The sequence below is a fragment of the Bradyrhizobium japonicum USDA 6 genome, from assembly GCF_000284375.1.
GTDB lineage: Bacteria > Pseudomonadota > Alphaproteobacteria > Rhizobiales > Xanthobacteraceae > Bradyrhizobium > Bradyrhizobium japonicum.
Genome location: NC_017249.1, coordinates 7,044,508 through 7,064,399, shown reverse-complemented (window position 1 = coordinate 7,064,399; position 19,892 = coordinate 7,044,508). Strand labels below are relative to the sequence as shown.

The following is a 19,892-nucleotide window of genomic DNA, read 5'->3' as shown; positions in this document are numbered from 1 at the left end:
AAGAAGGGCATCGCAGCTCTCGATATCAGGAGGACGCCGATGACCGACAAGACCAATGACCCGGTCGCCATATGGCAGAAGATGATGGGTGAGATGGAGAAGGGGTTCAACTCCTTCGCCAACCAGGCCATGTCGTCGCCTGAGTTTTCACAGGCGATGAACCGCGCGGGAGGAGTTGCTGCAGGTGCTCAGAAGCAACTCGGCGAGCTCATGGAAAAATATCTGGTCTCCATGAACCTGCCCAGCCGCGATCAGGTCACTGGCCTTGCGGAGCGGCTTCAGTCGATCGAAGCCCAGATCGGCGAGATGAAGTCGATGCTGAGCCAGATAGCGGCGAGTTCAGGGATATCGCAAGGCTTCGACGGGGCGCCGAAACCGCCGCGGACGAAGCGTCCGCCCTCCGAGAACGGAGGACAAACATGAATGCAGCCACCGGACTAGATTTTGCATCGATCCCGGATCGCATCCAGTCGGAGGTGCAGCGCGCCATCCAGCGCAGCATCAAGGGCGTCGAATATTTCTCGACTTCGGGCCCTTCTCTCGGCTCGACTCCGAAGGACGTGCTGCATTCGCGCGGCACCATGAGCCTCTATCACTACCGTCCGATGTCCGACGAGATCTACCGTGTGCCGGTCTTGATCGTGATGGCGACCACCAATCGCGGCTATATCCTCGATCTCGTGCCCGGCCAGAGTTTTATCGAATTCCTGCTCAAGCGCGGCTACGACGTCTACATGCTGGACTGGAGCGCGCCGCGGCCGGAGGAGAAGAGCCTGCGGATGGAGGACTATGTCCTCGACTTCATCCCGGACTGCGTCCGCCGCGTGCAGGCGGATTCCGGCGAGCAGGACGTCTCGGTGATCGGCTATTGCTTCGGCGGCGTGCTGTCGCTGCTCTACGGCTCGATCCACAAGGACGGGCCGATGAAGAACCTGATCTGCTTCACCACGCCGATCGACTTTCGCGAGATGAAGCTGTTCTCGAATTTCTCCGACCGCCGCTATTTCGACGTCGACCGTCTCGTCGACAGCGTCGGCAACGTGCCGCCGGAGATGATCCTGTCCTCGTTCGAGATGCTGCGCCCGGCCTCGCGCACGGTGAGCCAGATCCAGCTTTGGGAAAACATCTGGAACGACGAGTTCGTGAAGTCGTACCGGATGTTCGACCGCTGGGCGACCGACACGCTGCCGCTTGCGGGCGAGTATTTCCGCGCCATCACCAAGGATCTGATGTGGGACAACAAGCTGTTCAACGACACCATGTCGGTCGGCGGCCGTGCGGCGAAGCTCGAAGACATCAGGGTGCCGTTCCTGCACGCGGTCGCCGAGCACGATCACATCGTGCCCTATGACGCCGCAAAGCACCTGATCGCCAAGATCGGGTCCGGGGACAAGGAAGAGGTGATGCTGAAGGGCGGTCACGTCTCGCTGGTCGCCGGCGCCAACGCGGTGAAGCGGCTGTGGCCGAAACTGGACTCCTGGCTGGGGAAGAGATCGACATGAGTGAGCAGCGTTCCTATCCGCGTCACGTCAAGACCGACGCCGGCGATATCGAGATTCGCCTGATGTCGCCTGCGGACGAGGCCGCGATGCTGGCCTTCGGCAAGGGCCTGCCGACCCATGATCTGTTGTTCCTGCCGCGCAACATCAGCGAGCCGAAAGTGCTCTCGGCCTGGGTCAAGGAGATCGAGCGCGGCGCGATTAGCAGCCTGCTCGCGGTGAGGGACGGCAAGGTCGTCGGTTGCGGCACGCTGGTGCGCGATCCGCATTCCTGGTCGCCCCATGTCGGCGAGATCCGGATGGTTGTTTCCCTCGACGTGCGCGGGAAGGGGGTCGGGCGCGCGCTGTCGCAGGAGACCTTTGCGCTCGCGCTCGGCGCCGGCCTGGAAAAGCTTTCGGTCCAGATGACGGTCGACCAGCAGGCGGCGATCGCCCTGTTCGAGAGCCTCGGCTTCAAGGCCGAGGCGCTGCTGCGGGATCATGTCCGGGACGTCGACGGCAAGACCCACGACATCGTCGTGCTCGGGCACAATATTGCGCAGGTGCAGGCCCAGATGGAAGCCTATGGGTTGCCAGGCGCCGTCCAGCACTAAAAAGCGCCGTCCAGCACTAAAAGCGCCGTCCAGCGTTAGGGGCGGCCGGCTCGTTCTCCTGGACCCGTCCGGTCAGGGAGGCGCCAGATTGCCTCCCGTTGAGGCTGTTCACGATTTCGTGATACTGCAGTGCAATAAGAATATTGCATCGCACCATTAATTATGTCATATAAGCCGTGCCCCGGGCCAATGAGGACGGGGTGAGCCCATAGCTCAACCCAATGAGGATGGAGAGGACCCCATGACCACCGAAACCAATACTGCCTTCGAGGGCTTCAAGGACGCTTTCAAGAACATCCAGAACCTGGAAGTTCCCGAGGCCGCCCGCGAGTTCGTCAAGAAGACCGCCAACACCGCCAAGGACCGTGCTGCCGAGGTGTTCGCTGGCTCCGAGCGCGTGACCGCCGCCGTCGAGAACGCGGTGACCGAGTCCGTCACCGAGGCCGGCAAGATCAGCCGCAACATCCAGCAGGCGATCTACGAGGACGCCGAGGCGTTCTTCTCGGGCATCGACAAGCTCGCGTCCGCGAAGTCGATCAGCGAAGCCGTCGAGATCCAGTCGAGCCTGCTCCGCGCCCGCGGCGAAGTCTTCGTCTCGCGCGCCAAGGCGACCGCCGACTATGTCGGCAAGCTCGCTGCCAACGGTGCGAAGTCCGCTCAGGACAATTTTGCCAAGGTCTACACCAAGACCGCTTGATACGGCATCCTGAGTACAACTGAATTTGAGGCCCGCTTCGGCGGGCCTTTGTTTTTGTGCTGCCGTCATTGCGAACGAAGCGAAGCATCCAGTCCGTCTCCGTGGAAAGACTCTGGATTGCTTCGCTTCGCTCGCAATGACGAGTAGGGTGATGCAGTGATGACCCCGCCCGCCACCTTCTCCTTCGACAGCCCCGGCGACGCCGAACGCGCGGCGGAGCTTCGCCGCGTCAAAGCACTGGCGACGCTGGTGCTGGCCTCGACGCTTGCGCTGTTCGTCGTCGCAAAATGGCTTCTGCCAGTGCATCCCGTGTTCGGCTTCATCGCGGCCTTCGCGGAAGCTGCGACAATCGGCGGGCTCGCCGACTGGTACGCGGTGGTCGCGCTGTTCAAGCGGCCGCTCGGCCTGCCGATCCCGCACACCGCGATCATCCAGAGCAATCAGGCCCGCATCGCCGACAAGCTCGGCGAGTTCATCCAGGTGCATTTCCTCGAGGCCGGCCCGGTCGAGGCCAAGCTGAGGGAGATCGATTTCGGCTCTTTCGTCGCCGACTGGCTGCGCGATCGCAAGCGCAGCGATGATCTCGCGCGTTTCGCGCTGCGCCTGCTGCCGGAGGCCGTCTCCGCGACGGAAAGCTCGGGTCTGATGACCTTCATCATTCGCCGCATGTCCTCGCAGCTCCAGGCGATCGACCTTGCGCCGCTCGCGGCCGGCACGCTGCGCGGCTTCGTCGCGGAGGGGCGGCATCAGATCCTGTTCGATGATCTCCTGCGCGTGATGCACGAGACACTGAACCAGACCGAGACGATGGCGATGATCCGCGAGAAGGTGCGCGCGGAGTTGCCGACCCTGCTCAGGCTCTATCGCGCCGACAAGTTTCTGGTGAACAAGATCGTGGCGTCCGCCACTGCCTTCTTCAACGAGGTGCGCAGCGATCCCAAACATCCGTTTCGCGGCGAATTCGATCGCATGGTGCTGAGCTTCGTCGATCGGCTCGGCAGCGATCGGGCCTATATCGATCGTATCGACGGATTGAAGCGCGATCTGCTCGCCCGGCCCGAGCTTGCCGATCTCGCCCGCACCGTCTGGGCCAACACGCGCTCCTTCATCGAGCGCAGCGCGAGTGGCGAGACGCAGGTGCTGCAGCATCATCTTGCCGGCATGTTCGTCGCCGCGGGCGAGGCGCTCGCCGGCGATGCCGAGCTCCGCGGCGAGATCAACAAGGGTCTGGTGGCGGTGCTGCGCAGCTTCGTTGCGGATCAGAAGAGCGGCGTCTCGACCTTCATTTCCGACCAGGTCAAGGCGTGGGATATGGCGCAGCTGATTTCGCTGATTGAAATCAACATCGGCCGCGACCTGCAATACATCCGCTTCAACGGTTCGCTGATCGGCGGGCTCGCAGGCCTTGCGCTCTACTCCGTAGAATTCCTGCTTCGATGGTTGTGACTTTTGCGTCACGGACGCTGGCATTCACGTGCGAGCCTATTGTCGCCCTGGGCTTCACCCGCTTGAATGTCCGGAACCGGCCGCCTAGCTGATTCATGCTGCGTTGCGGAACGTTCAAGAAGCCGGACTGTTGGAATTCGTACCCATTTGCCGGCATCGCAACCGGTAGCTTTTTCAGCAATTCTGCCCAGGGGACCATTGATGACCGCTACTGCCCAGACGCTGCGTCCGCCGTCCCGTACCCTGATGTTCCTGGAAGGCCGTGCGATCCACGAGTTCGGCGCATTCCTCGGCGCGCTACCGCTGCTGAGCCTCGCGCCCCGCGGCGATGGGCATCCTGTGCTGGTGTTCCCGGGCCTTGTGGCCTCGGACGCGTCGACGCGCGCGCTGCGTTCGTTCCTGACCAGCAAGGGCTACGCGGCGAGCGGCTGGCGCCAGGGCCGCAACTACGGCCTGCGCGAGGGCGTGCAGCATGCGATGGTCGATCTCGTGCAGGAGCTCAGCGACAAGCATGGCCGCAAGATCAGCCTGGTCGGCTGGAGCCTCGGCGGCCTCTATGCGCGCCAGCTCGCCAAGATGATGCCGGCGCGCGTGCGCCAGGTGATCACGCTCGGCAGCCCCTTCGCGGGCGATCCCCGTTCGACCAATGCCTGGCGCGTCTATGAATGGGCGAGCGGGCGGAAGTCCGACGAGGTCGATCCGCAGTTCGGCGGCGAGCTCGCCGTCCCGCCGCCGGTGCCGACCACCGCCATCTTCAGCCGCACCGACGGCGTCTGCGCCTGGCAGGGCTGTATGGAGAAGACGGGCGCGCAGACCGAGAGCATCGAGGTCGAGAGCAGCCATTGCGGCATGGGCCATCATCCCGCCGCCGTCTATGCGGTCGCCGACCGCCTCGCGCAGAAGGAAGGCCAGTGGCGGCCGTTCGACCGCAGCGGCTGGCGCAGCATGGTCTATCCCGATCCGCACAGGTAGTTGCTTCCTTCGCCTCTCCCCGCGTGCGGGGAGAGGCCGACACGCGAAGCGTGGCGGGTGAGGGGGGACTCTCCGCGAGTCCATTTGTCACTGAGTTTGCGGATACAGTCCCTCACCCCGACCCTCTCAGCCGCGAGCGAAGCTCGTCGCGCCCCCGTAAGAACGGGGAGAGGGAGAGTAAGAGCGTCGCTCCCGTCCATTGTCGCGCCCGCACCAAACGCGCTATGCCTCGCGCATGGCGCATCCATTGTCCCGCATCATCGACCAGCTCAAGCGTGAGCCGTCACGCACGGGCTCCATCGTCATCACCGTGTTCGGCGACGCCATCGTGCCGCGCGGCGGCTCGGTGTGGCTTGGCACGCTGTTGGAGTTCTTCGAGAGTCTGGACATCGATGCCGGCGTGGTGCGCACCGCGATGTCGCGCCTTGCTGCCGACGGCTGGCTGATGCGCGAAAAGCTTGGCCGTAACAGTTTTTATCGCCTGGCCGACAAGGGAAGTCAGACCTTCGAGGCCGCCACGCGCCACATCTACGATCCGCCATCGCCGGACTGGACCGGGCGCTTCGAGCTGCTCCTGATCGGCAATGGCGAGGATCGCGACGTCTCGCGCGAAGCGCTGCGCAACGCCGGCTTCGGCAGTCCGCTGCCCGGCGTGTGGGTCGCGCCATCAGGCGTGCCGGTGCCCGACGAGGCTGCCGGGGCGATCCGTCTTGAAGTCTCGGCTGAGGATGACAGCGGCCGCCGTCTGCTCAGCGCGAGCTGGCCGCTGGACCGCACCGCTGACGCCTATCTGAAATTCATGAAAACCTTTGAGCCGCTCCGCACCGCGATCGCCCGCGGCACGGACCTGTCAGAGACCGACGCCTTCACCGCACGCATCCTCCTGATCCACTACTACCGCCGCGTCGTGCTGCGCGATCCGCTGCTGCCCGAGAGTCTGCTGCCCGGCGACTGGCCTGGCAGGGCGGCACGTGAGCTCTGCGGCGAGGTCTATCGCGCGCTGCTTGTGCCGTCGGAACAATGGCTTGATAGCCATGGAACCAATGAGAAGGGGCCACTGCCGCCGGCTCGAAAGCTCCTGGAGCGGAGGTTCGAGGCCTGATTTATATGTTACAGAAATATCTTGCATGAAGTAATTTTTGTTATATATTGCCTCCCAATAAACGGGAGGATGCGCATGTATACCCAGGCGCTGAACGCGGCCGAGACCGACGATCGCGGTCTCGAGGACGCGGCCAAGGCTGCTCAGTTCCAGGCCCGCATCGATGCGGAGGAACGCATCGAGCCGAACGACTGGATGCCGGCGGCCTATCGCAAGACGCTCACCCGCCAAATCTCCCAGCACGCCCATTCCGAAATCGTCGGCATGCTGCCTGAGGGCAACTGGATCACGCGCGCGCCGACCCTGCGCCGCAAGGCCGCGCTGCTCGCCAAGGTGCAGGACGAGTGCGGCCACGGGCTCTATCTCTATGCCGCCGCCGAGACGCTCGGCACGTCGCGCGAAGAGCTTGTCGACGCCATGCTTGCCGGCAAGGCCAAATATTCCTCGATCTTCAACTATCCGACGCTGACCTGGGCCGATATCGGCACCATCGGCTGGCTGGTCGACGGCGCCGCGATCATGAACCAGATCCCGCTGTGCCGCTGCTCCTACGGCCCGTATGCGCGCGCGATGATCCGCGTCTGCAAGGAGGAGTCCTTCCACCAGCGCCAGGGCTACGAGATCATGCTGACGCTGTGCCGCGGATCGGATGAGCAGAAGGCGATGGCGCAGGATGCGCTGAACCGCTGGTGGTGGCCGGTGCTGATGATGTTCGGTCCGCCCGATGCGACGAGCCAGCACAGCGACACGTCGACGAAGTGGAAGATCAAGCGCTTCTCCAATGACGAGCTGCGCCAGAAGTTCGTCGATGCCACCGTGCCGCAGGCGCAATATCTCGGCCTCACCATTCCCGATCCCGGCATGACGCAGGACGCCGAAGGGCACTGGCGCTACAGCGAGATCGACTGGACCGAATTCAAGCAGGTGCTCGCCGGCAACGGCCCGTGCAACCGCGATCGGCTCGCCGCGCGTCGCAAGGCGCACGATGAGGGCGCCTGGGTGCGTGAGGCGGCAGCTGGCTATGCCGCAAAGCGCGCGCAGCGTCAGACCGCACAAGCCGCGGAATAAGGAGATCAAGATGGCCACGCCGAACACGCCGCTGTGGGAAGTCTTCATTCGCAGCCGCAACGGGCTCGCGCACAAGCATGTCGGCTCGCTGCATGCGAATGACGCCACCATGGCACTGCAGGCCGCGCGCGACATCTACACCCGCCGCGGCGAGGGCCTGTCGATCTGGGTCGTGCCGTCGACCGCGATCACTGCGAGCGATCCCGCCGAGAAGGGCATGATGTTCGAGCCGGCGGAATCGAAGATCTACCGGCATCCGACGTTCTACGAGGTGCCGGAAGAAGTGGGGCACATGTGATGCTTGTGGCCAACATCCAGGTCTCGGAAACACCACTGGTGCTCTACGCGCTGCGCCGCGCCGACGATGCGCTGATTCTCGGTCATCGTCTGTCGGAATGGTGTGGGCATGCGCCGATGCTGGAAGAGGACATGGCGCTCTCCAACATCGCGCTCGACCTCATCGGCCAGGCGCGCGAGCTTTACACATACGCCGCCAAGGCCGAAGGCAAGGACAACAACGAGGACAAGCTCGCCTACCTGCGCGACGTCAGGCAGTACCGCAACCTGCTGCTGGTCGAGCAGCCGAATGGCGACTTTGCCCAGACCCTGCTGCGGCAGTTCTTCTATTCCGCCTTCGCCGACCTCTATTGGCGGGCGATGATGAATTCGCGCGATACGACGCTCGCGGCCATTGCCGCCAAGTCCGAGAAGGAGAGTGCCTATCATCTGCGCCATGCCTCTGAGTGGATCATCCGGCTCGGTGACGGCACCGATGAGAGCCATCGACGTGCGCAAGCCGCGATCGATCATCTCTGGGCCTTCACCGGTGAGATGTTCGCCGTCGACGACGGTGAACGCGCCCTGATCCATGCCGGTATCGCCATCGATCCTGGCACCTTGCGCGGTCGCTGGCTGACGACGCTCTCCGACGTCGTCAGCGAGGCAACGCTCAAATTGCCGCAGAACGACTGGATGCAGCAGGGCGGCCGCGTGGGCCGTCACAGCGAGCATCTCGGTCATCTCCTGTCCGAGCTGCAGTCGATGCAGCGTACTTTTCCGGGGCAGACATGGTGACGGTGCTTGAGCGCGACAGCGAGGTGCGCCGGCGCGCCTGGGACGCCGCGGCAGGCGTCGTTGACCCCGAAATCCCGGTGCTGACGATCGCCGATCTCGGCGTACTCCGCGATGTCGTGCTCGACGGCGATCATGTCGAGGTCGCGATCACCCCGACGTACTCGGGCTGTCCGGCCATGAACATGATCGCGCTCGAAATCGAGATCGCGTTGGAGAGGGCCGGCTTCCATCGTCCGAAGGTCCGCACGGTGCTGTCGCCGGCCTGGACCACCGACTGGATGAGCGAAGAGGGCCGCCGCAAGCTGCGCGCCTACGGAATCGCGCCACCGCAGGCGTCAAGTTCGCGCCGCGCGCTGTTCGGCGAGCAGGCCGTCGCGTGCCCGCAATGCGGCTCTGACAAGACCGAGCTGCTGTCAGAATTCGGCTCGACCTCCTGCAAGGCGCTGTGGCGCTGCAAGGCCTGCCGCGAACCCTTCGATTATTTCAAGTGTCATTGATCATGTCCGCAGCCGCACCGCGCTTTCATCGCCTGACCGTCAACGACCTCCGCCGCGAGGCGACCGACGCGGTGTCGATGACCTTTGCGGTCCCCGGCGAACTCGCGGGCGACTACGCTTTTGCGCCCGGCCAATACCTCACGCTTCGCACCATGCTGGATGGCGAGGAGGTCCGGCGCTCCTATTCGATCTGCTCGGGTCCTGACGATGGCGAGATCCGCATTGCCGTGAAGAAGGTCGACGGCGGAGCATTTTCGAACTGGGCGGCGGATGAACTCAAATGCGGCGACGAGCTCGACGTCATGACGCCGACCGGACGCTTCGGCGTGATCCCGCCGGCAGATGGCGGACGCATCCATGTCGGCTTTGCCGCAGGCTCCGGCATCACGCCGATCCTGTCGATCGTCAAGGGCGTGCTCGCGCGCGAGCCGGACAGCCGCTTCTTCCTGTTCTACGGCAACCGCGCCACCGACAACATCATGTTCCTGGAGGCACTCGAGGAGCTGAAGGATCGCTTCATCGATCGCCTTTCGATCTTCCACGTCATCTCCGGCGAGGAGCAGGACATCCCGATCCTGCATGGCCGGCTCGACGGCGACAAGGTGCGGGTGCTGCTGCGCTCCCTGGTGCCGGCCGCGAGTGTCGATCATGTCTTCATCTGTGGTCCCCTTGGCATGAGCGAGGAGATCGAGGCGACCTGCCGCGATCTCGGCATCGCGGAAGAGCGCATCCACGTCGAGCGCTTCGTCTCCGAATTCGGCGGCAAGCCGCGGCCGAAGAAGATCGTTGCACCCGACGCGCCGCCGAAGGCGATCGCCTCGTTGATCATCGACGGCAAGCGCCGCGACGTGCCGGTTGCCGAGGACGAGGCGATCCTCGATGCCGCGCTGCGCGCCGGCGTCGATCTGCCCTTCGCCTGCAAGGGCGGCATGTGCTCGACCTGCCGCGCCAAGCTGGTCGAGGGCGAGGCGCCGATGGACATCAACTATTCGCTGGAACCCTGGGAGTTGAAGGCCGGCTTCGTCCTGACCTGCCAGGCAAAGCCGTCGTCGGAGCGGGTCGTGGTCGATTACGATCACGTTTGACAGTTATGGCTGGGCAGCAGAGCATTATGGCCAGGCATTTGGCCGGGAGAAGCGCGTGAACGTCAAAGCCAACCTGTCGCCCGAGGATATTGCCCGCGCCTGCGCCGACGCGATGTGGGCGGAGGACGATGCCTCCAAGGGTCTCGGCATGGAAATCGTCGAGATCGGTGCGGGCTTCGCGACGCTGGCGATGAATGTGCGGCCGGACATGGTCAACGGCCAGCGCATCGCCCATGGCGGCTTCATCTTCACGCTGGCCGATTCCGCCTTCGCGTTTGCCTGCAATTCGCACAATGAACGCGTCGTGGCGGCGCAGGGCCAGATCACCTTCATCAAGCCGGGCAAGCTTGGCGACCGCCTCGTTGCGAAAGCGCGCGAGGTCAGCCGTGGCGGACGCTCAGGCATCTACGATGTGCGTGTGACAGTGGGCGATGCCGTCATCGCGGAATTCCGCGGGCATTCGCGTGTCATTCCCGGCGCGTGGCTGCCGACGCAAGATCAATAAAACGAACCAACCAATAAAAGAACCAACCAATGTGGGGAAACGAGCATGGCTCTGACGAGGCTCAAGGAAGGTGGCAACGCCTATAGTGCCGAGATGGACGCGCACGAGCGCGCGTCACGCGACGAGATCATGGCGCTGCAAAAGCAGCGGCTGGCTTGGTCACTGAAGCACGCCTATGACAACGTCGCGCATTATCGCCAGGCCTTCGACAAGGCCGGCGTGCATCCGTCCGACTTTCGCGAACTCTCCGATCTCGCGAAATTCCCGTTCACGGTGAAGACGGATCTGCGCGACAATTATCCCTTCAACATGTTCGCCGTGCCCCGCGAAAAGCTGGTGCGCGTGCATGCGTCCTCCGGCACCACGGGAAAGCCGATCGTGGTAGGCTATACGCAACGCGACATCGACACCTGGTCGGAGGTGATGGCGCGCTCGATTCGTGCCGCCGGCGGCCGCACGGGCATGATCATCCACAATGCCTATGGCTACGGCCTGTTTACCGGCGGATTAGGCGTGCACTACGGTGCCGAGAAACTTAGTTGCACCGTGGTGCCGATCTCCGGCGGCATGACCGAGCGGCAGGTGCAGCTCATCAACGACTTCCGGCCCGACATCATCACGGTGACGCCGAGCTACATGCTGGCGATCCTCGACGAGTTCAAGCGCCAGAAGCTCGACCCGCGCCAATGCTCGCTCAAGGTCGGCATCTTCGGTGCCGAGCCCTGGACCAATGCCATGCGCGGGGAGATCGAGGACGCCTTCGACATGGACGCGACCGACATCTATGGCCTCTCGGAGGTGATCGGCCCGGGCGTCGCGCAGGAATGCATCGAAACCAAGGACGGCCTGCACATCTGGGAGGACCATTTTTATCCCGAGGTGATCGACCCGGAGACTGGCGCGGTGCTGCCGGATGGCGCGAAGGGCGAGCTGGTCTTCACCTCGCTGACCAAGGAAGCTTTCCCGGTGGTCCGCTATCGCACCCGTGACTTGACGCGGCTGCTACCGGGCACGGCGCGGCCGGGCATGCGGCGGATGGAGAAGGTGACGGGCCGTTCCGACGACATGATCATCCTGCGCGGCGTCAATCTGTTCCCGACCCAGATCGAGGAGGTGCTGCTCGCGACCGATTGGTGCGGCGGGCATTTCATTCTTGAACTCACCCGCGAAGGCCGCATGGATGAGCTGACCATCATCGCCGAGGCGCGGCCGGAAAGCTGGGATGGCCGGGGGCTGGTCGATCACGCCGACCGCATCTCCACCCACATCAAGAATACCATCGGCATCAGTTCCCAGGTGCGCGTGGTCGCGCCGGCCACGCTGGAGCGCTCGCTGGGCAAGGCAAAGCGCCTCTACGACAAGCGGCCGAAGGATTAGGTCTTACCCCTCATGGTGAGGAGGCGCGTAGCGCCGTCTCGAACCATGAAGGACTGGATGCTGCAGCGCGGGCCTGCATCCTTCGAGACGCCGCTCGCGCGGCTCTTCAGGATGAGGGGAAGCGGTTGACTTGACCGGTCCCAAAGGCGACAAGGCCCGCGAGAAATCGTGGGTCTTTCGATGTCATCAGCCGATCGCAAAACCGTCGAAGCGCGCTGCGTCCGCCTCGATGCCAAGGCCGATAATGCTGCGGCGATCGCGCCGCTGATCGAGCGTCATATGCTCGCGCGCGGTCCGAAGGATCTCCTGATCGAGATAAGGGCCGCCGCCGTCAACCCGTCCGATGTGAAGGCCGCGACCGGGCTGATGCCCTATGCGGTCTTCCCCCGCACGCCCGGCCGCGATTATGCCGGCGTGGTGATTGACGGGCCGGCCGATACGGTCGGCCGCGAGGTGTTCGGCTCCTCCGGCGATCTCGGCATCCGCCGTGACGGCACCCACGCCAGCCATCTCGTCGTCGAAGCCGACGCCGTGGTAGAGAAGCCGAAGACGGTGTCCTGGGAGGAGGCCGCCGGCATCGGCGTGCCCTTCGTCACCGCAATGGAGGGCTTTCGCCGCGCCGGCATTCCGAAGCCCGGCGAAACCGTGCTGGTGTTCGGCGTCAACGGCAAGGTCGGGCAGGCCGCGGTCCAGATCGCGACCTGGCAGGGCGCGCGCGTCATCGGCGTGGTGCGCAAGGCGGAAGCCTATGAGGGCCATGCCAACGCGGCCATCGAGGTGATTGACGCCTCGGCGACCGATGTCGCCACGCACGTGCGCGAACTGACCGGCGGCAAGGGGGCCGACATCGTCTTCAACACGGTCGGCGATCCCTATTTCCAGGCCGCGCACAAGTCGCTCGGATTGCGCGGCCGCCAGATCCTGATCGCCGCAATCGACCGCATCGTGCAGTTCAACATTCTCGAATTCTACCGCGGGCAACACACTTATGTCGGCATCGACACGCTCGGGCTGTCCTCGGCCGCAACCGGCGCCGTGCTGCGCGACCTCGGCCCCGGCTTTGCGAGCGGGCACCTGAAGCCGTTCCCGATCAAGCCGAATGCCGTCTATCCGCTGGAGCGCGCCAAGGAGGCCTATGTCGCCGTCGCCGGTTCGTCGCGGGATCGCGTGATCCTGAAGCCTTGACCATGGATTCGTCCGCCCAACTCGTCATCCTTGCCGGCCTCGTCATCGGGCTCATCTATGGCGCCGTCGGACTGCTAAGCGGGTTCTGCCTGATGAGCAGCATGCGCGGCTGGCTGGCCGAGGGAGACGGGCGGCTGGTGCGGACCTTTGCGATGGCGATTGCTGTTGCGGTTGCTGCGAGCCAATTCCTTGCCGGTAGCGGCATGGTCGATCTCGGCAAGTCGATCTATCTGCAACAATCCTTCTCGGTGCCGGTGCTGTTCCTCGGCGGCCTGTTGTTCGGCTACGGCATGGTGTTGTCGAATGGCTGCGGCTCGCGGGCGCTGGTGCTGCTCGGCCGCGGCAATCTCCGTTCCTTCGTCGTCGTGATCGTGCTCGCCATCGCCGCGCAGATGACGCTCAAGGGCCTGATCGCGCCGGTGCGCATTGCGCTGGTTCAGGCCTCGCAAACGACCGTCAACGCCAATTCGCTGCCGTCACTGTTGGCGACGCTCGGTCCCGGCGACGCGGTCTCGCGCGCGCTGGGCGCTGCTGTAATCGTTGTTGCGCTGATCCTGTTTGCGTTCGCGCACCCGGCGTTCAGGCGTTCGCCGGGCCAGATTGCAGCCGGTGTCGTCGTCGGGCTTCTGGTCGCCAGCGGCTGGTTCGTCACCGGATATCTCGGTGCCGACGATTTCAATCCGATCCCGGTGACCTCGCTGACCTTCGTCGCGCCGATCGCCGATAGCCTGCAATACGTCATGCTCTCGACCGGTCTGACGCTCAACTTCGGCATCGCCACCGTGGCCGGCGTTCTCGCCGGCAGCCTCGTCACCGCGCTCGCTACGGGCCGTTTCCACCTCGAAGGTTATTCCTCGCCGCGCCACATGCTGCGGTCTGCCGGTGGCGCCGCGCTGATGGGGACCGGCGGCGTGATGGCGTTCGGCTGCTCGATCGGGCAGGGGCTCACCGGCGTATCGACGCTCGCTTTGGGCTCGTTCGTCGCGGTCGCCGGCATCCTGCTCGGCACGACGGCCGGTCTGCGCGGTGCACTGCGGGTTCAGCCGCTCGCGGTGGCCTGACCGCGCAGCAGCCGGTCGCCCAGCGTCGCAAGACCGATGCCGGTGACGATCAGTCCGGCCGCAACGGCAAGGCTCATGTCGATCGGCTCGCCCAGCAGGATCGCCGCGCTGGCGATGCCGACGAGCGGCGTCCCGGTGGTGCCGAGCGAGGTCGTCAGGGCCGAGATGCTCTTGTTGACCATCGACATCGCCCAATAGGCCAGCGCGGTCCCGATCAGGCCGGAATACAGGAACAGCAGCACGAGCTTCCACGACCATTCCGTGTGCGGCAGGCCATCCGTGACCACGGCCGATCCGGTCAGCACGATGGTTGCCACGAGCACCTGCCAGATCAGGAGCTGGAGCGGCGACGCGATCCAGTGATGCGCGCGAATATAGATGATGTTCGCGGCCCATGAGATCGCGGCCAGGATGACCATGCCGGCGCCGAGCACGACGTTGCCATTGGTCCAGTCGATCGATGCCGGGTTCAGGATCACGGCGAGGCCGATCAGTCCGAGCAGGGCGCCGGCGAGTTTTGGCGCGGTCAGCGTATCTTTCGCCAGCAGGGGCGCGGCGATCGCGACCCAGAGTGGCGTGGTGTAGCCGAGCACGATGGCCTTGCTCGCGGGCAGGAAGCGCACACCGGCCGCAACCAGGACCGAGAACACCGTCATGTGCAGCAGCGCGACGCTCAGGATCACCGGAATGTCGCGCCGCTCCGGGATCATCAGATTGTTGCTCAGCCCGAGGATCACGAACAATCCGGCCAGCGCGATCCAGCTCCGGATCGCCGAGGTCCATAGTGGCGGAAGGAACTGGACGAGTTGCTTCGTCACCGACCAGTTCACGCCCCAGGCCAGCACGACGATGAGGAACAGGCCGACAGCCGCGCGGGACGAGAGGGAGTTCATCGCAAAATCCTTGAAGCAGTCCAGTCCGGCGGATAGCATCCGGAGTGGCACCCGAAAAAGTGCCAGATTGGAAAGGAATAAGGTGCCAGTTTCGGAAGGTGTTGGTCTCCGCCCTGATCGAGCTGAAGCGGACCGACGACGAGGGGCTGGTGGCGCAACTGACGAGCCAGCTGCGAAACCTGATCGCGACCGGTCGTCTCGGCAAAGGCCGCGCGCTGCCATCGAGCCGCCGGCTTGCGAGCGATCTCGGCGTCTCGCGCAACACCGTCACCTATGCCTTCGAGCAGCTCGCCGCCGAGGGATATCTCGAGGCGTCGCACGGTCGTCGTCCCATGGTTACGGCCGACGGCGGCCGTAACGAAGAGGTGGGTGCCGTCGCACCGAGCGTCCGCTCTGGCAAGCCGCGGCTCTCGCCCTGGGCGTCGAAGCTCAAGCAGACCGACTGGCCGATGTCCTATCAGGCGCCGCTAAAACCCTTGCGCCCGGGGCATGGAGATGCGCGGGAATTTCCGCACGAAGTGTGGGCCCGCTGCCTGCGCCGCAGCGCGGTGCGCGCAGCCAAGCGTGAGCTTGGACCGGTCAACCGGACGCGCCTGCGCCAGGCGCTGGCGCATTATCTGGCCGCCAGCAGGGGCGTCCGCGCCACCGCGGACCAGATCCTGATCCTGCCGAGCGCGCAGGCCGCGCTGACCCTGATTGCGGCTGCGCTCATCACGCCCGGCGACGATGTCTGGGTCGAGGACCCCGGCTATCCCGGCGCTGCGGCGGCCTTCCGTGCCTCCGGCGCGCGCGTGATGGGGATGAAGCTGGATGAGCAGGGCATGCAGCGGATGCCGGGCATGTCCGCACCAAAGCTCATCTTTATGACACCCTCGCACCAGCACCCGACCGGGCGGCTGATGTCGCTCGCGCGCCGCACTGAATTCTTGGCCATGAGCAGGCCGGGCGAGACCTGGATCGTCGAAGACGATTACGATGGTGAATTCCATTATGACAGCCGGCCGGTGCCGGCCCTGCAGGGGTTAGACGCCCATGGCCGCGTGTTCTATGTCGGAACGTTTTCGAAGGCGATGACGTCGGATATCCGGCTCGGCTACGTCGTTGTGCCACCAGGGCTGGTCGGCACCCTGGAGATCGCACAGCGGCACATTGGGCTGATCGCCTCCAGCCACGTCCAGGAAGCGCTGGCGGAGTTCATCGCAGACGGGCATTTTCTCGCGCATCTGCGCCGGATGCGGCGGCTCTATCACGCGCGCCGCGATCACCTCGTCGAGGGACTGGAGCGCCATCTGGGCGAAGTTCTCTCCGCCGAAGTGCCCTCGGGCGGCATCCAGTTGGTCGCTCGCCTCAAGCGCGGTCGCGCCGACCAGGCAGCGGTGCAGCGGCTGGTCGCGGCAGGCGTCGAAACTCGGGCCCTGTCCAGCCTTGCGCTCGGCCGTCCACGCGACCATGGCCTGCTGCTCGGCTTCGCGGCCTGGCGCGAGAATGAGATCAGCGCGGCGGTGCGGACGATGGCGTCGTGCTTCTAGAGCATGATCCGGAAAAGTGTGAAGCGGTTTTCCGAAAAGATCATGCTCAAACAATAAGCCGCTAGTCTACGGCCTTCGTCACGATGCGGATCTCCGAGGTCAGCGTCCGGTGCACCGGACACTTGTCGGCGATCTCCATCAGCTTCTTGCGCTGCTCCGCATCGAGCGCGCCATCGATTGCGATGTCGCGTTCGATCTGGTCGAGCATGCCATCGCGCGTCTCGCACTCCGCGCAGTCCTTGGCGTAGATCTTGGAGTGCTTCAGCGTGACCGTGACGCGATCGAGCGGCAGCGATTTGCGATCAGCATAGAGGCGCATGGTCATGGAGGTGCAGGCACCAAGGCCGGCCAGCAGGAAGTCATAGGGGCCGGGGCCGGCATCCTCGCCGCCGGCCGCAATCGGCTCGTCCGCCACCAGATGATGCGGGCCGACGGTGATGGCCTGGTTGAACTTGCTTTTGCGGGTCTCCTGCACCACCACTCTGCGCGGCTCTTCCGCGAGATCCATCGCCTTCGCGGGCTTCGCGGCATCGATGTAGCGGCTGGCCCAGGCCGCGATCACGTCGGCCGCGTAGAGGGCGTCGGCCGGCTTGGTCAGGAGATGATCGGCATGGTCGAGCGAGACGAAGCTCTTGGGGTGTCTGGCCGCAACGAAAATCTTGGTCGCATTGTCGATGCCGACGGTGTCGTCGACAGGGGACTGCATCACCAGCAGGGCCTTGTGCAGGCCGGTGATGTCCTTCATCAGTTCTTGCTCGGCGATGTCGTCGAGGAATTCGCGCTTGATCCGGAACGGGCGTCCCGCGAGCGAGACCTCGACTTCGCCCTGCGCACGGATGCTGTCGAGATGCTCGCTGAACAGACCGGTGACGTGAGCGGGATCGGACGGCGCCGCGATGGTCACGACCGCCTTGGCTTCCGGCATCCTTCCGGCGGCTGCGAGGATCGCGGCACCACCCAGGCTGTGGCCGATCAGGATCGACGGCGCCGTACGAACCTTGCGCAGATGATCGGCGGCGTGCACGAGGTCGGCGACGTTGGAGGAGAACGTCGAATTGGCAAAATCGCCTTCGCTGGAGCCGAGCCCGGTGAAGTCGAAGCGCAGCACCGCGATGCCCTTGGCGGCGAGCGCGACCGAGATGCGTTTTGCTGCCAGCGTGTCCTTGCCGCAGGTGAAGCAGTGCGCGAACAGCGCGTAGGCCCTGGGCTCGCCATCCGGCAGTTCCAGCGCGGCGGCTAGTTGATGGCTACCTTCGCCGGTGAATTGAAAGCGTTCGGTCGGCATGGGCTTCTCCCGTCCTTGCTTGAACCTAATCGGCTGAATAACGCTGCTCGGCCCAGGGATCGCCGCGGTTATGATAGCCGCGGACTTCCCAGAAGCCTGGCGCGTCCTCGGTCAGGAATTCGATGGCCTGAAGCCATTTGGCGCTCTTCCAGAAATACAGATGCGGCACGACGAGCCGTACCGGGCCGCCGTGCTCTTCGGTCAGCGGCTGACCCGACCAGCTGTGGGCGAGCAGCGCGTCTTCGGCGGCAAAGTCTTCCAGCGTGAGGTTGGTGGTGTAGCCGTCATGGGAATGCAGGACCACGAAGCGCGCGTCCTCGCGCGGCTGGCAAGCCGCAAGCAACTCGCGCGTGGCGAGGCCTTCCCACTCATTGTCGTAGCGCGACCAGGTCGTCACGCAATGGATGTCGGAGGTGATCTGCGCCTGCTTCTGCGCCGCGAATTCGGCAAAGGTCCAGAACACGGGGGTCTCGATCGCGCCGTAAACGTCGAGCCGCCAGCGTTCGCGCGAAACCGGCGGCACGACTCCGAGATCGAGCACTGGCCAGTCCTTGGTGAGATGCTGGCCTGGCGGCAGCCGCTGATCCTCCGGTCGCGTAACGCGGCCGGTGAGGAAGCGGCCTTCGCGCGCCCATTTCTCCTTGGTGCGCGTCAGCTTGCTGTCGGGCGGCTCGTTGTCGTCGGCCATGAGCTACTCGTGGCGATGCATCGCGGAGGCGTGCTTGGTGTCACGCATGGTGGAATAGATGATCAGCGACAGGCAGATGACGCCGGCGAGATAGTAATAGAACCACTCCTCGTGCCCGATGCTCTTGAAATAGAGCGCGATCGCCGGCGCCGTGCCGCCGAAGATCGAGACCGTGATGGCGTAGGGCAGGCCGACACCGAGGGCGCGGACATTGGTCGGGAACAGCTCGGCCTTCACCACGGCGTTGATCGAGGTGTAGCCGGCGACGAACAGCCAGGCGGCGCAGATCAGGATGAAGGCCATAACAGGCGACTTGGTCTCCTTCAGCGTCATCAGCAGCGGCACGGTCGCGAGCGTGCCGGCGACGCCGAAGAAGATCAGCAGCGGCTTGCGGCCGATCTTGTCGGAGATCGCGCCGTAGATCGGCTGGAGGATGGTCGCGAAGATCAGCGTGCCGAAGATCACGAAAGTGGTCTGGTCCTCGGTCAGCCCGACCGAGAGCTTGACGAAGGTCTGCATGTAGGTGGTGAAGGTGTAGAACGCCGCGGTCCCGCCCGCCGTGAGGCCGACCACCAGAAGCAGCTCGCGGGGGTAGCGCAGCAAATTGGTGATCGAGCCGGTCGGCTTCACCACCTTCTTGGCTTCCTCGAAGGCCTCGGTCTCGTGCAGATTGCGCCGCATCACCGCGGCAAAGATCGCCAGCGCCGCGCCGATCGCGAACGGGATGCGCCAGCCCCAGGCCTTGAGCTCCTCCGGCGTGAGGAAGACCTTTTGCAGGAGCAGCAGCACGATGATCGCGGTGAGCTGGCCGCCGATCAGGGTGACGTATTGAAAGCTCGAATAGAAACCGCGATGCTTGGGATCGGCGACCTCGCTCAGGTAAGTGGCGCTGGCACCATATTCGCCGCCGAGGCTCAGGCCCTCGATGACGCGGGCGAGCGCCAGGATGACCGGCGCGGCGAAACCGATGGTCGCATAGGTCGGCGTCAGCGCGATGATCAGCGAGCCGAAGCACATGAAGACGACCGACAAGGTCAGCGAGATGCGACGGCCGAAATGGTCCGCGATGTAGCCGAACAGCCAGCCGCCCAGGGGGCGCATAAGGAAGGTCGCCGCGAACACGACGGCGACGTTCAATTGCTGGACGACGGGGTCGTTGCCGGGGAAGAAGGCCGGAGCGAAATAGAGCGCGAACGCCGTATAGGCGTAAAAATCGTACCACTCGACGAGATTGCCGATCGAGCCGATGAAGATCGCCTTGATCCGCCGCTCGGCGTCGGCGAGGTCGATGTAATCAGAGGCCGGTAGGGTTGCTTGCTCTGTCACGTCCGGCCTC

The 19,892-nt window shown here is 64.5% G+C and carries 21 protein-coding genes; 17 read left to right on the top strand and 4 right to left on the bottom strand.

All coding sequences use genetic code 11. The annotated features are described in order from the left end of the window. The first annotated feature begins 39 nt into the window (after positions 1-39). The 16 genes from BJ6T_RS33130 to BJ6T_RS33055 all read left to right on the top strand — a co-directional run bounded on the left by BJ6T_RS33130 (position 40) and on the right by BJ6T_RS33055 (position 14,161). Positions 40-423, top strand: a complete 384-nt coding sequence (locus tag BJ6T_RS33130; RefSeq protein ID WP_014496937.1) for a hypothetical protein — start codon at positions 40-42, stop codon at positions 421-423. Beyond that, positions 420-1,502 carry an alpha/beta fold hydrolase gene (locus tag BJ6T_RS33125; protein WP_014496936.1) on the top strand — a complete coding sequence of 361 codons (1,083 nt, stop codon included), beginning with the start codon at positions 420-422 and terminating at the stop codon, positions 1,500-1,502. The genes BJ6T_RS33130 and BJ6T_RS33125 overlap by 4 nt, the downstream gene beginning before the upstream one ends. Further along, a complete protein-coding gene (locus BJ6T_RS33120) occupies positions 1,499-2,092 on the top strand; it encodes a GNAT family N-acetyltransferase (protein WP_014496935.1) in 594 nt (197 codons plus the stop codon). The genes BJ6T_RS33125 and BJ6T_RS33120 overlap by 4 nt, the downstream gene beginning before the upstream one ends. A gap of 241 nt (positions 2,093-2,333) precedes the next feature. After that, positions 2,334-2,789 (top strand): phasin, encoded by a 456-nt coding sequence (locus BJ6T_RS33115; protein WP_014496934.1) that lies wholly within the window; start codon positions 2,334-2,336, stop codon positions 2,787-2,789. A 159-nt stretch (positions 2,790-2,948) separates the two neighbouring features. After that, positions 2,949-4,235, top strand: a complete 1,287-nt coding sequence (locus BJ6T_RS33110) for a DUF445 domain-containing protein (RefSeq protein ID WP_028169754.1) — start codon at positions 2,949-2,951, stop codon at positions 4,233-4,235. 201 nt (positions 4,236-4,436) lie between these two features. Continuing rightward, positions 4,437-5,207, top strand: a complete 771-nt coding sequence (locus BJ6T_RS33105) for an esterase/lipase family protein (protein ID WP_014496932.1) — start codon at positions 4,437-4,439, stop codon at positions 5,205-5,207. 235 nt (positions 5,208-5,442) lie between these two features. Continuing rightward, positions 5,443-6,309, top strand: a complete 867-nt coding sequence (paaX, locus tag BJ6T_RS33100) for a phenylacetic acid degradation operon negative regulatory protein PaaX (RefSeq protein WP_028169753.1) — start codon at positions 5,443-5,445, stop codon at positions 6,307-6,309. 75 nt (positions 6,310-6,384) lie between these two features. Next, the gene (paaA, locus tag BJ6T_RS33095; RefSeq protein WP_014496930.1) at positions 6,385-7,377 is read left to right on the top strand and encodes a 1,2-phenylacetyl-CoA epoxidase subunit PaaA; all 993 of its coding nucleotides are present in this window, start codon (positions 6,385-6,387) and stop codon (positions 7,375-7,377) included. Positions 7,378-7,387: 10 nt separating this feature from the next. Continuing rightward, complete coding sequence (paaB, locus tag BJ6T_RS33090) at positions 7,388-7,675, top strand: 1,2-phenylacetyl-CoA epoxidase subunit PaaB (RefSeq protein ID WP_014496929.1); 288 nt, start codon at positions 7,388-7,390, stop codon at positions 7,673-7,675. Continuing rightward, the gene (gene paaC, locus BJ6T_RS33085) at positions 7,675-8,451 is read left to right on the top strand and encodes a 1,2-phenylacetyl-CoA epoxidase subunit PaaC (RefSeq protein WP_014496928.1); all 777 of its coding nucleotides are present in this window, start codon (positions 7,675-7,677) and stop codon (positions 8,449-8,451) included. The genes paaB and paaC overlap by 1 nt, the downstream gene beginning before the upstream one ends. After that, a complete protein-coding gene (paaD, locus tag BJ6T_RS33080) occupies positions 8,445-8,948 on the top strand; it encodes a 1,2-phenylacetyl-CoA epoxidase subunit PaaD (RefSeq protein WP_014496927.1) in 504 nt (167 codons plus the stop codon). Before paaC ends, paaD begins: the two co-directional genes overlap by 7 nt. Positions 8,949-8,950: 2 nt before the next feature. Further along, positions 8,951-10,033 (top strand): 1,2-phenylacetyl-CoA epoxidase subunit PaaE, encoded by a 1,083-nt coding sequence (paaE, locus tag BJ6T_RS33075; RefSeq protein ID WP_014496926.1) that lies wholly within the window; start codon positions 8,951-8,953, stop codon positions 10,031-10,033. A gap of 55 nt (positions 10,034-10,088) precedes the next feature. Next, on the top strand, positions 10,089-10,538 hold the full coding sequence (gene paaI / locus BJ6T_RS33070; protein ID WP_014496925.1) for a hydroxyphenylacetyl-CoA thioesterase PaaI: 450 nt from the start codon (positions 10,089-10,091) through the stop codon (positions 10,536-10,538). Positions 10,539-10,583: 45 nt separating this feature from the next. After that, complete coding sequence (paaK, locus tag BJ6T_RS33065; RefSeq protein WP_014496924.1) at positions 10,584-11,915, top strand: phenylacetate--CoA ligase PaaK; 1,332 nt, start codon at positions 10,584-10,586, stop codon at positions 11,913-11,915. A 180-nt stretch (positions 11,916-12,095) separates the two neighbouring features. Further along, on the top strand, positions 12,096-13,100 hold the full coding sequence (locus tag BJ6T_RS33060) for a quinone oxidoreductase family protein (protein ID WP_014496923.1): 1,005 nt from the start codon (positions 12,096-12,098) through the stop codon (positions 13,098-13,100). A gap of 2 nt (positions 13,101-13,102) precedes the next feature. Continuing rightward, positions 13,103-14,161, top strand: a complete 1,059-nt coding sequence (locus BJ6T_RS33055) for a YeeE/YedE family protein (protein ID WP_014496922.1) — start codon at positions 13,103-13,105, stop codon at positions 14,159-14,161. Here the strand turns inward: BJ6T_RS33055 and BJ6T_RS33050 are convergent. Next, a complete protein-coding gene (locus tag BJ6T_RS33050; RefSeq protein WP_014496921.1) occupies positions 14,140-15,054 on the bottom strand; it encodes a DMT family transporter in 915 nt (304 codons plus the stop codon). The genes BJ6T_RS33055 and BJ6T_RS33050 overlap by 22 nt on opposite strands. Positions 15,055-15,155: 101 nt before the next feature. Between BJ6T_RS33050 and pdxR the strand changes: the two genes are divergently transcribed. Further along, positions 15,156-16,583 carry a MocR-like pyridoxine biosynthesis transcription factor PdxR gene (gene pdxR / locus BJ6T_RS33045; protein WP_080593907.1) on the top strand — a complete coding sequence of 476 codons (1,428 nt, stop codon included), beginning with the start codon at positions 15,156-15,158 and terminating at the stop codon, positions 16,581-16,583. A 61-nt stretch (positions 16,584-16,644) separates the two neighbouring features. Here pdxR and BJ6T_RS33040 read toward each other — a convergent pair whose 3' ends face one another. The 3 genes from BJ6T_RS33040 to BJ6T_RS33030 are packed head-to-tail and all read right to left on the bottom strand — an operon-like array spanning position 16,645 to position 19,882. Next, positions 16,645-17,868 carry a bifunctional alpha/beta hydrolase/OsmC family protein gene (locus BJ6T_RS33040; protein ID WP_014496919.1) on the bottom strand — a complete coding sequence of 408 codons (1,224 nt, stop codon included), beginning with the start codon at positions 17,866-17,868 and terminating at the stop codon, positions 16,645-16,647. A 25-nt stretch (positions 17,869-17,893) separates the two neighbouring features. Then, entirely contained in the window at positions 17,894-18,556 is a 663-nt protein-coding gene (locus BJ6T_RS33035; protein ID WP_014496918.1) for a sulfite oxidase-like oxidoreductase, read from the bottom strand. Between the two features lie 3 nt (positions 18,557-18,559). Next, a complete protein-coding gene (locus BJ6T_RS33030) occupies positions 18,560-19,882 on the bottom strand; it encodes an MFS transporter (RefSeq protein WP_014496917.1) in 1,323 nt (440 codons plus the stop codon). Positions 19,883-19,892: the final 10 nt, after the last annotated feature.